At 67.1% G+C, this 14,492-nt stretch carries 16 protein-coding genes and 1 pseudogene; 6 read left to right on the top strand and 11 right to left on the bottom strand.

Translation table 11 applies throughout. The features are described from left to right. Positions 1-82 precede the first annotated feature (82 nt). Genes A5708_RS23850 through A5708_RS23840 form a run of 3 tightly spaced genes read right to left on the bottom strand, consistent with a single transcriptional unit; the run spans position 83 to position 3,438 of the window. Positions 83-1,165, bottom strand: coding sequence for an acyl-CoA dehydrogenase family protein (locus A5708_RS23850; RefSeq protein ID WP_065030976.1), 1,083 nt, complete (start codon positions 1,163-1,165; stop codon positions 83-85). Next, complete coding sequence (locus A5708_RS23845) at positions 1,152-2,057, bottom strand: acyl-CoA dehydrogenase family protein (RefSeq protein ID WP_065030975.1); 906 nt, start codon at positions 2,055-2,057, stop codon at positions 1,152-1,154. Before A5708_RS23845 ends, A5708_RS23850 begins: the two co-directional genes overlap by 14 nt. Continuing rightward, positions 2,035-3,438: a class I adenylate-forming enzyme family protein gene (locus A5708_RS23840; RefSeq protein WP_065030974.1), complete on the bottom strand. Its 1,404-nt coding sequence runs from the start codon at positions 3,436-3,438 to the stop codon at positions 2,035-2,037. Before A5708_RS23840 ends, A5708_RS23845 begins: the two co-directional genes overlap by 23 nt. Before the next feature lie 155 nt (positions 3,439-3,593). Between A5708_RS23840 and A5708_RS23835 the strand changes: the two genes are divergently transcribed. The 3 genes from A5708_RS23835 to A5708_RS23825 are packed head-to-tail and all read left to right on the top strand — an operon-like array spanning position 3,594 to position 5,539. Beyond that, entirely contained in the window at positions 3,594-3,896 is a 303-nt protein-coding gene (locus A5708_RS23835) for a 2Fe-2S iron-sulfur cluster-binding protein (RefSeq protein ID WP_065030973.1), read from the top strand. 20 nt (positions 3,897-3,916) lie between these two features. Then, a complete protein-coding gene (locus A5708_RS23830; RefSeq protein ID WP_065030972.1) occupies positions 3,917-4,231 on the top strand; it encodes a DUF4286 family protein in 315 nt (104 codons plus the stop codon). Between the two features lie 42 nt (positions 4,232-4,273). Next, entirely contained in the window at positions 4,274-5,539 is a 1,266-nt protein-coding gene (locus tag A5708_RS23825) for an amidohydrolase family protein (RefSeq protein ID WP_065030971.1), read from the top strand. Positions 5,540-5,548: 9 nt separating this feature from the next. On the opposite strand, the gene A5708_RS23820 is transcribed toward A5708_RS23825, so the two are convergent. The 3 genes from A5708_RS23820 to A5708_RS23810 are packed head-to-tail and all read right to left on the bottom strand — an operon-like array spanning position 5,549 to position 7,835. Then, positions 5,549-5,974, bottom strand: coding sequence for a nuclear transport factor 2 family protein (locus A5708_RS23820; protein WP_065030970.1), 426 nt, complete (start codon positions 5,972-5,974; stop codon positions 5,549-5,551). Positions 5,975-6,027: 53 nt separating this feature from the next. Continuing rightward, positions 6,028-6,921 carry a TIGR03620 family F420-dependent LLM class oxidoreductase gene (locus tag A5708_RS23815; RefSeq protein WP_065031095.1) on the bottom strand — a complete coding sequence of 298 codons (894 nt, stop codon included), beginning with the start codon at positions 6,919-6,921 and terminating at the stop codon, positions 6,028-6,030. A 20-nt stretch (positions 6,922-6,941) separates the two neighbouring features. Beyond that, positions 6,942-7,835 (bottom strand): SDR family oxidoreductase, encoded by an 894-nt coding sequence (locus tag A5708_RS23810; protein WP_065030969.1) that lies wholly within the window; start codon positions 7,833-7,835, stop codon positions 6,942-6,944. A 165-nt stretch (positions 7,836-8,000) separates the two neighbouring features. Here A5708_RS23810 and A5708_RS23805 point away from each other — a divergent pair, with 165 nt between their 5' ends. Further along, entirely contained in the window at positions 8,001-8,906 is a 906-nt protein-coding gene (locus A5708_RS23805) for a LysR family transcriptional regulator (protein ID WP_065030968.1), read from the top strand. A gap of 58 nt (positions 8,907-8,964) precedes the next feature. Here the strand turns inward: A5708_RS23805 and A5708_RS23800 are convergent, their stop codons facing one another. From A5708_RS23800 to A5708_RS23785, 4 genes are read right to left on the bottom strand one after another with little or no spacing between them, the layout of a single operon-like run. Continuing rightward, positions 8,965-10,005, bottom strand: coding sequence for a CaiB/BaiF CoA transferase family protein (locus A5708_RS23800; protein WP_065030967.1), 1,041 nt, complete (start codon positions 10,003-10,005; stop codon positions 8,965-8,967). Beyond that, a complete protein-coding gene (locus tag A5708_RS23795; protein WP_065030966.1) occupies positions 10,002-10,958 on the bottom strand; it encodes an LLM class F420-dependent oxidoreductase in 957 nt (318 codons plus the stop codon). Before A5708_RS23795 ends, A5708_RS23800 begins: the two co-directional genes overlap by 4 nt. Next, a complete protein-coding gene (locus tag A5708_RS23790) occupies positions 10,943-11,383 on the bottom strand; it encodes a cobalamin B12-binding domain-containing protein (RefSeq protein ID WP_065030965.1) in 441 nt (146 codons plus the stop codon). The genes A5708_RS23795 and A5708_RS23790 overlap by 16 nt, the downstream gene beginning before the upstream one ends. Further along, positions 11,384-12,961, bottom strand: a complete 1,578-nt coding sequence (locus tag A5708_RS23785; protein ID WP_065030964.1) for a methylmalonyl-CoA mutase family protein — start codon at positions 12,959-12,961, stop codon at positions 11,384-11,386. Between the two features lie 70 nt (positions 12,962-13,031). Between A5708_RS23785 and A5708_RS23780 the strand changes: the two genes are divergently transcribed. Next, entirely contained in the window at positions 13,032-13,856 is an 825-nt protein-coding gene (locus tag A5708_RS23780; protein ID WP_065030963.1) for an SDR family oxidoreductase, read from the top strand. A gap of 4 nt (positions 13,857-13,860) precedes the next feature. Here the strand turns inward: A5708_RS23780 and A5708_RS23775 are convergent. Further along, a pseudogene (locus A5708_RS23775) lies at positions 13,861-14,313 on the bottom strand (SAM-dependent methyltransferase); the annotation flags it as partial. Here A5708_RS23775 and A5708_RS23770 point away from each other — a divergent pair. Next, positions 14,250-14,492, top strand: a 243-nt coding sequence (locus A5708_RS23770) for a methyltransferase domain-containing protein (protein ID WP_419538352.1), incomplete at its 3' end; no start/stop codon positions are given. The pseudogene A5708_RS23775 and the gene A5708_RS23770 sit on opposite strands and share 64 nt — an antisense overlap.

The raw sequence follows: 14,492 nt of genomic DNA, 5'->3' as shown, positions 1-14,492 counted from the left end.
GCTTCGCCCGCGTTCGCGATCACTCCTACTTCAATGGTCGTGACCCGCTTCACCCGGGCTTCGCCCGCGTTCGCGATCACTCCTACAATCCCAAGATCCGTGAAGCGATGATGTTCTTTTGTATTTGTGATGTCCCGCCCATGACGCTCTGCGCCCGGCTGTACAGGTAGGCGCTCAGCAGCTCGGGATCACGCGTTCCCGCGACGGCCAGGGCCGCATGCCCGACGGATTGTTCGACCCAGGTCATCAGCAGCTTGTCCAGCGAACCGTCCGAGCCGTGCGATACCCCGTCGAGCTGTTCGGAGAGCCGCCGCCGGACGTGATGGGTCAGCATATCCGACTGCACCGCGGCCCACGCCAGCTCCTCGGGCACTTCACCATCGTTGCGCGACAACAGCTCTCGGACGAGTTTGCCGTAGCGGGCCGCATAGCCGAGCGTGGACGGTTCGCGCTCGTGCCCGACGACCGTCATGGCCACGGCCCAGCCGTCACCGGGTGCGCCGACCATCCGGTCCGCCGGCACCGTCGCATCGTCGAAGAACACCTGGCCGAATTCATTGGTGACGCCGTTGATCATCTGCAGCGGGCGCTGTTGCACGCCAGGCTGTTTCATGTCGAGAACGAAAGCGGACAGGCCGCGGTGGCGCTTGGCCCCGGGGTCGGTGCGCGCCAGCAACAGACACCGGTCCGCCACATCGGAATAGCTGGTCCAGATCTTGTGCCCGTTCACCACATAGTTGTCGCCCTCCAGGCGGGCGGTCGTGGTCAGCGACGCGAGGTCCGAGCCCGCGCCCGGTTCGCTGAAGCCCTGGCACCACCGCTCGGTGCCGTTGATGATGCCGGGCAGGAAGCGCTTTCGAAGCTCGTCGCTGGCGTGGGCGCCGATGCCGTACACCAGATAGCCGACGCTGGGGCGCGGCGGCGCACCGGCGCGCACCAGTTCCTCGTCGACGATCACGTCGTAGACCGGCGCCAGGTCCTGGCCACCCCAGTCGCGTGGCCAGGACAGGCCGAAAAAGCCGTTCTCGTACAAAGCGCGGTGCCAGTCGGCCATCCGCACCCAGTACTCGTCGCCCGAGCCCGAGAACTCCTTGGCGTGTGCGGCAAGCCAGGCGCGCAGCCGCTCCCGGAAGGCGGCTTCATCGGGTGAGTCACGAAAGTCCAAGATCGATCTCCTTCAACGCGACCGGCCACAGCTCGGTCGATGTGAGGGCACGGCGCAGGTAGACATGCGCCACGCATTCCCAGGTGTTGCCGATGCCGCCGTGCACCTGGATAGCCGTCTCGCAGACGGTGCGGGTGGCGCGCGCGCAGTAGACCTTTGCGATTTGGGCGGCCCGAATGGCTTCGGCGGGGGCAAGCTCGTCGACGCCCCACGCGGCGTGCCGCAACACGCTCACCGAACCCTCAATCAGCGCAAGGCTTTCGGCCAGCAAGTGCGCGATGGCCTGGTACGAGCCGATCTGCTTGCCGTACTGTTCACGGATTTTCGCGTAGTCACAGGCGACGGCGTGTGCGCCGCGGGCGATGCCCACCAGATCGGCGGTCGTGGTGACCAGTGCGAGGGCCCGCCATTGCTCGGCGACCTCCGGCGACACGTCGCCCAACGTCTCCGGCGAACCCGCGACAGTGCCGTCGGCCCGCGTGAGGTCGACGCTCTGCGGCGAAACCTGCACATCGGCGGCGAGGACCGCGCCACGCGAAAGCGACAGGGCGCGGCGGGCGCCGCGGGCATCGATCACCCGATCGTCGACGGCCACCGTCGCCGCCGATACGTCGGCGCCGACGTGGCGGCCCAGATCGTCGGCGAGCACGGGACCCAGGAACGGTGTGTCGACCAGCCGGCGGCCGAATTCCTCGGCCACGATGGCCACCTCCACGCCGGAGGCCCCGTCGGATCGCAGCGACCGCCAGCCGGTGTTCTCGATCTGCTTGTCCAGACGGGTGATTCGAGCCTGGTCGTCGAGATCCTGCACCGCTGCCGGCCCGAGATCGTCGGCCAGCTTGGCGGCGGCATCGCGTAATTGCTGTTGTTCAGCTGTCAGACGTACATCCATAGTGCTCCTTCAGCACTCGACGCAGCACCTTGCCGGAAGGCAGGCGGGGAATTTCGGGGACGAACACCACCCGGCTCAGATGTTTATACGACGCCAGTCTTTCGTCCACCATGGCGGTGAGTTGGGTCGCATCGACGGGAGCGGATGTGGCGACCGCGGCGACGACGGCCTCGCCGTTGAGTACGTCCGGAATCCCGAACACCGCGCAGTCTTTGACGGCCGGATGACCGTGCAACACCGTCTCGATTTCGGCGGGGGCGACCTGGAAGCCGCGCACTTTGATCATCTCTTTGAGGCGGTCGGTGATTCGCAGCCAACCGCCGGCGTCGAGCCAGCCGACATCCCCGGTGCGGTACCACCCGTCGCGGACCGCGTCGGAAGTCGCCTCGGCCGGGAGGTAGCCGGCCATCAGCGACGCCGACCGGGCCTGGATCTCACCGACCTCGCCCGCGCCGACCGGCTCGCCGGTCTCCAGCGAAACGACCCGTAGGTCGACGCCTGGCACCGCCCGTCCGACGGTGTCCAGGTGAGGGTCATCGATCGGATTGCACGCTACGACAGGCAGTTCCGTGGTTCCGTAGGCCGGAAGCCACCCGACTCCGGTGCGCCTGGTCACCGTCTCTGCGACGTGGACGGTGACCGGGGTGGCACCCCACATGATGTAGCGCAGCGACGACAGGTCATAGGACTCGAGGTCGGGATGCGACGCGATCGCCAGGGCGATGGGAGCGACCGCCATTTCCACGGTGATGCGGTCACTTTCGATGTGCCGCAGCACCCGGTCGATGTCGAACCGGCGATGCAGCCGCACGTAGGCCCCGGTCTCCCACGCGGTCAGCAGATTCAACAGTCCGAGGATGTGTGACGGTGGGGTCGCAACCTGGATCCGGTCGTGGTGGGTCAGTTGCAGCGCTTGGCGCCAGTGCCGCACCGCCTCGTCCAGCGAGGCGTGGGTGTGCCGGACGGCCTTCGGCAGGCCGGTGGTGCCGGAACTGAACACCAGCGCCGCGTCGCTCGCAGGCGGCGGTGCGCCGGCTGTCAGCTTCGCGGGCGCGACCGGTTCGTCGAGGTGCAGCATCGGCATCAGACCGGCCAGCACCGGGTGGTCGCCCACGGCGTGCTCGGGATCGGTCAGCGCGATCGCATGGTCGACCTCGTCGCGTTTCCACGCCGGACTGATCAGCACCGCCGTGGCGGCCAGTCGCCATATCGCCAGCACGACGGCGAGGAATTCCGGCCGGTTGGAGGCCATGACGGCGACGCGTTGGCCCGCCGTGACCCCGTCTTTCGCCAGGGTCGCGGCCCATCCGTCGGCCAACGCGTCGAGTTCGGGCACGCTGAATCGCCGTTCCTCGAACACGAGCGCCGCCGGCTCGGTCACGTCCCGTCCTTCCCTGACAGACCGGGCTGACCCGACATCCATACAGTCTTGAGAAGATGCTATCGCTTCGTGAGAATAGTATTCTCTATACTGAAGAATGCAAATACGGAAGGGGGCGGTCTCAGTGACGGTCACCCGGATCATCGAGGAGACCGGTGACAGATCCGGCAACAAACGGCTCCAGCGCCGGCACGGTGACGATTCATCTCGACCGTAAGAAGGTCTCGGTGCCCATAGTCCCGGGGGAGACTCTGCTGGAGACCGCGCGGCGGGCCGGTCTGGAACCGCCGTTCAGCTGCGAGGCAGGCAACTGCGGTACGTGCATGGCCAAGCTCGAAGAGGGCCATGCCACCATGCGGGTCAACGACGCTCTCGAAGAGGACGAGGTCGCCGAGGGCTACATTCTGACGTGCCAGGGCGTTCCGGATACGGACTCGGTCACGGTGCGCTACGAGTAGCAGCCAGAGAGGTGGCGACGATGGCCAAGGGCATCATCCTCGTGGAGAGCCGACCCAGCTCGCCCGAGCGCGAACAGGAGTACAACACCTGGTACGACGAGGTGCACCTCGGTGAGCTCGTAGCCCTGGACGGATTCGTCTCGGCCCGGCGCCTGCGGCCCGTCGCCGCCGACGGACCCTACGTCGCCATCTACGAGATCGAGGGCGACGACCTGCAGGCGATTCTGGACAACATGATCGCCAACGCGCGGCAGCTGCACATGTCGGACGCCCTGCAGCTGGACCCGGCGCCGATTCCACGATTGCTCGAAACCACCACGGAGCGCAGCGCCTGACCGGGTTCGCACTCGAGTCGCTGCGACGGAGAGGACTGCTTGATGAAGGTCGAAGACCTGATTTTGGTGAGCATTGACGACCATGTGGTCGAGCCGCCGGACATGTTCCTGCGACACGTGCCCGCCAAGTACCGGGACGACGCACCCGTCGTCGTCACCGATGACAAGGGCGTGGACCAGTGGATGTACCAGGGCAGGCCACAGGGCGTCAGCGGCCTCAACGCGGTGGTGTCATGGCCGGCCGAGGAGTGGGGCCGCGATCCCGCCGGCTTCGCGGAGATGCGCCCCGGCGTCTACGACGTCCACGAACGCGTCCGCGACATGAACCGCAACGGCATCCTCGCGTCGATGTGCTTCCCGACGTTCACCGGCTTTTCGGCCCGGCACCTCAACATGACGCGCGAGGACGTCACCCTGGTGATGGTGTCGGCCTACAACGACTGGCACATCGACGAATGGGCCGGGTCCTACCCGGACCGCTTCATCCCGATCGCGATCCTGCCGACCTGGACTCCCGAGGGCATGTGCGCCGAGATCCGCCGCGTCGCCGCGAAGGGCTGCCGGGCCGTCACCATGCCGGAATTGCCGCACCTGGAAGGACTTCCGAGCTACCACGACGAGGACTACTGGGGTCCGGTGTTCCGCACGCTGTCCGAGGAGAACGTGGTGATGTGCCTGCACATCGGCACCGGCTTCGGGGCGATCAGCATGGCGCCCAACGCGCCGATCGACAACCTGATCATTCTGGCCACCCAGGTCTCGGCGATGTGCGCCCAGGACCTGCTGTGGGGCCCCGCGATGCGCAACTATCCCGACCTGAAATTCGCCTTCTCCGAAGGCGGTATCGGCTGGATCCCGTTCTACCTGGACCGCAGCGACCGCCACTACTCCAACCAGAAGTGGCTCCGCCGCGACTTCGGGGACAAGCTGCCCAGTGATGTCTTTCGTGAGCATTCGCTGGCCTGCTACGTCACCGACAAGACGTCGCTGAAGCTGCGCCACGAGATCGGCATCGACATCATCGCGTGGGAGTGCGACTACCCGCACTCGGACTGCTTCTGGCCGGACGCCCCCGAGCAGGTGCTCGCCGAATTGAACGCCGCCGGCGCCGACGATTCCGACATCGACAAGATCACCTGGGGCAACGCCTGCCGGTTCTTCGGCTGGGACCCGTTCGCCCGGACCCCTCGCCTGCAGGCGAACGTCAAGGCCTTGCGCGCCAAGGGAAGTGATGTAGACGTGTCGATCCGTTCGCGTGCCGAGTGGGCGCGTCGCTACCAGGAAAAGCAGCTCGCGCAGCTGACGTAGCCCGGCGGGTCAACCCGTCGGCGGGTTGACGAACCAGACGTTCTCCTCACGAAGGCTGCGGCTGCGCCAGCCATCGGCCGCGCGCGTGAGCTCGTGGTGGTAATAGCCCCCGCAGTAACTCAGCTCCGCCATGCCCGGCAACTGCATCGGGTTGTAGAACATGGCGCGCACCGTCGCGACATCTCCGTCGAGATCCAGGATCTCCACGTTGGTGATGTAGTGCATCGACATCGGGATGGCGCCGAAGCCCTGCTCCAACCACGCGGCCACCTCGTCGCGCGGGCCCGCCGCGGCGCCCGCGGAGGAGTAGTCGATGTGCGCATCGTCGGTGAAGACAGACCGGTACAGGTCCCAGTCTTTGGAATCGACGGCGCGGGCGTATCTGTTGAGTAGCGCGGTGATTTCGAGTTCATCGGCGACCCGCTGCGGATCCATCGTTGCACGATATACGGGCAACTATCTCAGGTAAAGGACTTTGAGGGCACTGTTCAAGCGACTGGTCGGAGTCCGGTCAATGCCTGCGCCAGTTCTTCGAATTGGCAGATGCCGGTCTCGAATTCACCGCCGATGGGTGGGAGCAGTACGACGTGATTCGCGCCCGCGGCCAGGTGCTCGCCCACCTTCGCCGCGATGTTCGCCGGATCGCCATGCGCGACAAGCGCATTGATCAGCCGATCGCTCATTTCGTCGACGTCACGGGCCGAGTAGCCCAGCTCCACCAGCCTCGACGCATGAGATGGCACACCCAGTCTGGCCGAAACCGCCTCGCGAGCGGCCTGGATGTCGCGCGCCATGGACAGGCCGACGACCAGGAGCTTGTCCGGCCCCAACGCCTCGCGGGCCTGGGCGGTGAACTCGGGAGGCAGCCCGGCAGGAAATGCGCCATCCGCCTTTTCACCGGCCAGCGCAAGCATTTTCGGCCCGTTGGCGGCGACGATCCGGGGATACGGCGCTTCCGGTGCCGGCGGCCATGTCGGGCCGTCCATCGCCTCCAGGTAGTCACGCATGGTGGCCAGCGGGCTGCCGAATTCGCGACCGACACTGGCCGCCTGCTGCGGGTAACCCACCCCTAGGCCGAGCGCAAGCCTGCCCGGATATGCCTGCGCCAGTTGGGCGCCCGCGGCGTGCATGGTCTGGGCAGGCCGGGCCCAAACATTGGCGATGCACGTGCCGAAGGTCATTCGGTCGGTGGCGGCCAACAATACGGCGAGCTGCACCAAGGCATCCTTGCCGATGACCTCGTTGGTCCAGACCGCGCCGTACCCGACGTCTTCCAGACGGCGCGCGGCCTCGCGCAAAAGGTCGGCCGGCGGTGCGCTGGTGAACGAGACGGGCAGACACGCCCCAATCGGGCCCAGCGCCTCGCGCGCCAAGGCGATCACTGAGTCAGTCACGGTTCCGCTCACTCGCCGAAGTAGTGGCCGGCGTCGAGGTCCTCGAGCAGCCCCGGTCGTTCCGGGTGCCAGTCGAGGATCTTCTGCGTCAAGGCATTCGACGTCGGGTTGTCCAGCGACGCGAAGAGCGCGAGAAAGCCGAAGTGGCCGGCATTTTCGGCGGCGATGCTGGACGTCGGCACGTCCAGGTGACGACCGATGACGGCGGCAATGTCCCGGAACGGCACTCCCTCATCGGCGACGCCGTGCAAACGCGTTCCGGCGGGCGCATTTTCGAGTGCCAACCGGTACAAGCGCGCGGCGTCGAGCGTATGCACACCTGGCCAGCGGTTGGCACCATCACCGATGTAGCCGGACACGCCGGCATCGCGGGCGACGTTGATCAGGTGGTGGGCGAAGCCATGGTGATCGAGGTCGCTGTGCACCAGCGGCGCAAGGCGGATCACCGACGACCGAACGCCGCGCTCGGCGAGCGCGATCACCGCGTTTTCGGAGTCAACCCGCGGGCCGGATGGCACCGTGTCCTGCTCGGTGGCGACATCGCCCTGCATCAGCAGCGCAAGCAGCAGCGTTCCCGACGTGCTGACGAATGGCCGATCGGAACCGACGAGTGCTTCCCCAATGGCGCGCACGGCGCGCAGGTCCGTCTCGGCCGCGCCCGCGAAGTCGTCGAAGTCATGCTTGAAGGCGAGGTGGATGACGCCGTCGGACGCCGCGGCCGCGTCGCGCAGGCCGTCGAGGTTGTCGAGATCTCCCCGGTGCGGTGTTGCCCCCGCGGCTTGCAAGGCGGCAGCGCCGGCGTCCGACCGTGCCAAACCGGTGACCTGGTGCCCGGCGTCGAGGAGTTCGGCGACAACGGCGGAGCCGATGTGACCGGTCGCGCCCGTGACAAAGACATGCATGAGACTTCCCTTCTGGTCCTGGTGGGATGTATGTCATCAAGTCAATGGCGGCGGGAAACCCGTGTCCAAGTCCTGTTTCATATGGCGCGATGCAATTCAGGCATCACACCAGTTCACCGAGGCTGCTGACGCGTGATCGGGGCGAGCTTCCATTACACTGAGCGCATGACGGACTCGGCATCACCGCAGGTCGATCTTGACCTGCGGCTGGTGGGTTACTTCGTCGTCGTCGCCGAGCATCGGCACTTCGGCCGGGCCGCCTCAGCGCTGCGCGTCGCGCAGCCGTCGCTGAGCCGCCAGATTCGCCGGCTCGAGCAGCAACTCGGCGTCCGTCTGTTGGACCGCACCCCGCAGGGCACCCGGCTCACGGAGGCGGGCGAGGTGTTTCTGCCCCGGGCCAAGGCGCTGCTGCGTTCGGCCGCCCAAGCCACCGCGCAGGCGCGAGCGGCCGCACAGCCCAGCCGGATCACCATCGGGTACACGATGGGCATGATCGTCACGCCCGCGGTGCGCGAGATGCGCCGCGAGCATCCCGAAGCCGATGTCCAAGTCACGCATTTGGATTGGGACCAGGCGCTCGATGCGTTGCTCGGCCATCGGGTGGACGCGGTGGTGACCCGGCTGCCGTTTCCGACCGAGGGGCTGCACGTGACCATCCTGTACGACGAACCGCGGGTGCTGGCGATACCCGTCGACCATCGCTTGGCCGGCCGGAAATCGGTCACCCTCGACGACATCGCCGACGAACCCATGCCGCGGGTGCGGCATTCGGACCCGGCGTGGAGCGCGTTCTGGCGCATCGATCCGCGCCCCGACGGTCGCCGGGCACCCGATGGCCCGTTCATCGATGCGCTGGAGGACAAGTTCGAACTCATCGCCTCGGGGCAGGCCGTGGCGATCACGGCGGGTGTTCACGGCAATGGCGTGCGGCCGGATATCACCACGGTCCCGTTGGAAGGTGTCGAACCCAGCCATGTCGTACTGGCTTGTCGCGCTGGGGATCGCAGCCGTCTGCTGGCGGCGTTCCGCAAGATCGTTGAGGCTGTCCTCACCGGGCCTGCGCCGGTCTGAGCAGGGCGCGCCGCTTGATCCCTTCGAATGTGCGGCCGGCCGCACGCTCGCAGGGCGACTACGCCCGGGGAAGCTCCGGCGCGGGCCGGTACTCGGGCTCATACCCCGAGACGTGGATCGGGCTGCCCACCAACCGGAATTCGCCCGCTGTCACAACCACTTCCGGCGTGGCCTCGAGCGCCTCGGGCAGGGTTCGGACGGCGGCCGCCGGAACCCCCAGCGGGCGCAGCCGCCGTTCCCACCCGACGGCGCTGTCGGTGGCCAGCATCGCGGTGACAACGGTCAGCACTTCGTCGCGCCGGGCGACTCGCTCGGCCATCGTCTCGAAGCCCCCGATGCCCGCTTCGGCGGCAAACGACTTCCAGAATCCGTCGTGCGTGATGAACAGCGCCAGATATCCCTCGGCCGTCGGAAAGAGCTGTGCCGGAACGTAATACGAATGGGCGCCGTGGGGGCGGCGCTGCGGCTCCACCCCGCCGTTGAGATAGGCGGACGCGTGATAGTTCAGTTGGGACAACATGACGTCGCGCAGCGACACATCCACCTGGCCGCCGGTTCCCGAGATGATCTTGGCCAACAGCCCCAGCGCCGCGGTCATCCCGGTGGAGTTGTCCGCCGAGGAGTAGCCGGGCAGCGTCGGCGGCCCGTCCGGGTCGCCGGTCAGGGCGGCGGTGCCGACGCCCGCCTGCACCACGTAGTCGAAGGCCGGATCGTCGCCGCCATACAGGCCGAAGCCGGTGATCGCCACGCAGACGATCTTCTCGTTGTGCCGGCGCAACTCGTCGTAGGTCAGGCCCAGCCGGCGGATGGCGGACGGCTTCAGGTTCACCAGCAGCGCGTGCGATTCAGCGACCAGTTCGCCCAATCGCTGCTGTCCCGCATCGGAATTCAGGTCCAGTGTGATGCTGGACTTATTGCGGTTGAGGCTGGCGAAGTAGGTGGCGCCGACGCTGCGGGAGATCTCGCCACCGGCGGGTTCGATCTTGGTGACCTCGGCGCCGAGATCGGCAAGCAGCATGGTCGCATACGGGCCGGCCAGCATGGTGCCGACCTCGAGGATGCGTACCCCGGCCAGCGGTCCGGTGTCGTTTGCGGTCACCGCAATTCCGCGGCGAGTGAGGCGATCATTTCGCGGGTGCGTCGCTTGGATGCGACCAGCTCGTCGCGGTTGTCGCCGATCGGGAGCAGCCGCACAGACAGATCCGTCACACCGGCGTCGGCGAATCGGCGCATCCGGGCCAGGATCGCCTCCTCGTCGCCGGCCGCACACAGATCACCGACATCGCGGGCATCGCCGCGGTCGAGCAGGCGCTGGTAGTTGGGCGACACCTCGGCCTCGCCCAGGATGCGGTTGGCCCGCTCCTTGGCCTCGTCGACTTGCCCAGGCGCACACAGGCATACCGGGATACCCGCGACGATCCGCGGCGCGGGCCGCCCGGCGTCCGCGGCGGCCTTGGTGATCTTCGGCGCGATGTGATCACCGATCGCACGCTCGTCGGCCATCCACAGCACGGTGCCGTCGGCGAGTTCACCGGCAATCTGCAGCATCACCGGCCCCAGCGCGGCGACGAGCACCGGCATCGGGGTATCGGCCCCGATAGCCAACGGATTGTGCACCTTGAACGAATCGTTCTCGACGTCAACCGATCCCGGACCGGCAACGGCGGCGTTGAGCACCTGCAGGTAATCGCGGGTGTAGGCGGCCGGCTTCTCGTACGGCAGGCCGAGCATGTCCCGGATGATCCAGTGGTGCGACGGCCCGACGCCAAGCGCCAGCCGCCCACCGGCCACCGCGTGCGTCGAGAGCGCCTGGCGGGCAAGGGCTATCGGGTGCTGGGCCTGCAGCGGCACCACGGCGGTGCCCAATTCGATGCGCGAGCTGTGGGCGGCCATCAGCGACACCATCGTCAGGCAGTCGAAGTCGTTGGGCACCTGCGGCATCCACGCCGTGTCCAGGCCCGCGGATTCGGCCCATTCGATATCGGAGGCCAGTTTGTCCACCTTGCGGGCCATGTCGCCGCGCTCGGCGCCGATCATCACTCCGACGCGCATGGTTCCTCCGTGACTGGTTCGTTCGAGTCGATGTCCACCGTTCCGGTCAGTGCGCGGATGTCGCGCACCAGGTCGTCCAGCGGTGTCCCGGTGGGGAATACCGCGGCGGCGCCGGCGGACAGCAGCTTGGGGACGTCGGCGTGCGGGATGGTGCCCCCGACGACGACGGCGATGTCGGCGGCATCGGCGGCCCGCAGCGCCTCCACGGTGCGCGCGGTGAGGGCCAGGTGGGCCCCTGACAGGATGCTCAACCCCACCACCGCCACGTCCTCCTGGACGGCGATCGAGGCGATGTCCTCGATCCGCTGGCGGATGCCGGTGTAGATGACCTCGAACCCGGCGTCACGCAAGGTGCGGGCGACGATCTTCGCGCCGCGGTCATGCCCGTCCAAGCCGGGTTTGGCAACGAGAACGCGGACGGCCATCTAGAACACCACCGGTTGCTGGAATTCGCCCCATACCGCCTTGAGCGCGGAGACCATTTCCCCGACCGTGCAGTACGCGTTGGCGCAGTCGATCAGCTTGTGCATCAGATTGTCGTCTCCCTCGGCTGACCGCGACAGCGCGGCCAACGTGGATTTCACTGCGGCCGAATCCCTTTCGGCCTTGACCTTGGCCAGCCGCTTGAGCTGCAGATCACGTCCTTCGGCGTCGAGTTCGTAGGTGACGACATCGTGCGCCAGTTGCTCCGTCACGAACCGGTTGACCCCGACGACGGGGCGGGTGCCTGCTTCGACCTCCTGATGCATGTTGAAGGCTTCGTCGGCGATCAGGCCCTGCAGGTAACCGTCCTCGATGGCCTGCACCATCCCGCCGTGCCGCTCGAGGTCGGACATGATCTCGATGATGCGCTCCTCGGTCGCATCGGTCAGCGCCTCCACGAAGTAGGAGCCGCCGAGCGGGTCGGCGACGCTGGCGACGCCGGTTTCGTGCGCAAGGATCTGCTGCGTGCGCAGCGCCAGTGTCGTGGTCTCCTCGGTCGGCAGGGCGAACGGCTCGTCCCAGGCCGCGGTGAACATCGATTGCACGCCGCCCAGCACCGCGGCCATCGCCTCGTAGGCCACCCGGACGATGTTGTTGTGGGCCTGCGGCGCGTACAGCGACGCGCCCCCACACACGCAGCCGAAGCGGAACATCGCCGCCTTCGCCGTCTTCGCCCCGTAGCGCTCCTGCACGATCGTCGCCCAACGACGGCGCCCCGCACGGTATTTGGCGATCTCCTCGAAGAAATCCCCATGGGTATAGAAGAAGAACGAGATCTGCGGCGCGAACTGGTCGATGGTCATGCGGCCGCGTTCCACCACGGTGTCGCAGTACGTCACCCCGTCGGCCAGGGTGAACGCCATCTCCTGCACCGCGTTGGCCCCCGCATCGCGGAAGTGCGCGCCGGCCACCGAAATCGCGTTGAACCGGGGAACCTCGGCCGCGCAGAATTCGATGGTGTCGGCGATCAGTCGCAGCGACGGCTCCGGCGGCCAGATCCAGGTACCGCGCGAGGCGTACTCCTTGAGGATGTCGTTCTGGATCGTCCCGGTGAGCCTTTCCCGCGGGATGCCCTTTTTCTCGGCGGCGGCGACGTAGAACGCCAGCAGGATCGCCGCCGTCCCGTTGATCGTCATGCTCGTGCTGAGCTTGTCCAGCGGGATGCCGTCGAACAGGATCTCGAAGTCGGCCAGGGTGTCCACCGCGACGCCGACCCGGCCGACCTCCTCGCCGAACTCGGGGTCATCGGAGTCGTATCCGCACTGCGTGGGCAGATCGAGCGCCACCGAGAGCCCCGTCCCGCCCTGCTCCAGCAGGTAGCGATACCGGCGGTTGGATTCCTCGGCGGTGCCGAATCCCGAGTACTGGCGGAAGGTCCAGAGCTTGCCGCGATAGCCGGACGCGAAGTTACCCCGGGTGAAGGGGAACTGCCCCGGTTGCGGAGGCTCCGCGCTTACGTCCGCCGGACCGTATACGGGCTGCAGCGGGATACCAGACGGAGTGTGGGCCGTATTATCCATCGGTGAATAACGTACTTGCAAAAAAAGAGAATGCCAATACCACATGCCTGACCAGGTAAAAGGAGGCTCCATGCCCAACGGTTCGCTCGTCGATCGCACCGTCGTCATCTCCGGTGGCAGCCGCGGAATCGGGCTCGCGATCGGAATCGGTGCGGCCAGACTGGGCGCCAACGTGGTGCTCCTGGCCAAGACCGATACCCCGCATCCCCGCCTGCCCGGGACCGTGCACACCGCCGCGGCCGAGGTCGAGGCCGCCGGCGGTAAGGCGTTGGCCGTCGTCGGCGACGTCCGTCGCGAGGAGGACGTGCAACGCGTGGTCGATGCTGCGGTGCAGCGGTTCGGCGGCGTCGACGTCTGCGTCAACAACGCCAGCGCCATCGCGGTGGAACCGACCGCGAAGTTGTCGGCCAAGAAATACGACCTGATGCAGGAGGTCAACCTGCGTGGCACCTTCCTGCTGACCAAGGCATGCGTGCCGCACCTGGAGAAATCCGCCAACCCGCACGTGCTCACCATCTCGCCACCGGTGAACATGAACCCCCGGTGGTTGGGCGAGCATCCGGCCTACACGCTGTCCAAATACGGCATGACGTTGCTGGCACTGGGTTGGGCGGCCGAATTCGCCGACGCCGGGATCGGGTCGAATTGCCTTTGGCCGGAGACCTATATCGCCACCGCCGCCGTGACGAACATGGCCGACGGGGACAAGCTTGCCGAGTCGTCGCGCAGCCCCGAGATCATGGGCGACGCCGCGGTCGAGATCGTCACGCGGCCCGCCCGGGAGGCCACCGGCAACTGCTACATCGACGCCGATGTTCTGCGCTCCGCCGGTGTCGAGGACCTGTCCCGGTACGGCGGCGGAGACCAACCGATTCCGGACCTGTTTCTCGACTGAGCGCCTATGCGCGGCAGATGATTTCGCCGTGCGGGATGGCGATCCAGCCGTTCGAAGCGGCGGCCCATTCCCGCCACCCGGCGGAGATCTCCTCGAGCTGCGCGGTGGTGGCCAGATCGAGGCTCACCAGGTCGCGTGCGATGGCGGAGTGCAGAATTCGGTCGGCCCACATTCCGCCCCACCAGTCGCGCGTCGCGGGCGTGGCATAGCACCACAGGCTGCCCGTGGGCGTGACGTCGCCGAATCCAGCCTGCTGCGCCCACGACAGCAGTCGCCGCCCCGCATCCGGTTCGCCGCGGTTGGCGCGCGCGACGCGCTGGTAGAGGTCTCGCCACAGGTCGAGCGCCGGCACTTCGGGGTACCAGACGAACCCCGAGTAATCGGCGTCGCAATCTGTCCAACGTCTCGTTCGCGACCGCCGACGTGCACAACCTCGAATTCCCGGACGGCACTTTCGATGTCGTGCACGCCCATCAGGTGTTGCAGCACGTTGCCGATCCGGTAGCAGCCCTGCGCGAGATGCGGCGAGTGTGCGCGCCGGGCGGCATCGTGGCGGCCCGCGACGCCGATTACTCGGGGTTCGTCTGGTACCCCGAAGTGCCGGCGCTCGACCTGTGGCGAGACCTCTACCAGCGC

The organism is Mycobacterium colombiense, assembly GCF_001672755.1.
GTDB lineage: Bacteria > Actinomycetota > Actinomycetes > Mycobacteriales > Mycobacteriaceae > Mycobacterium > Mycobacterium colombiense_C.
Note: the sequence above shows the minus strand (reverse complement) of the source record. Positions and strands in the feature narration are given on the sequence as shown.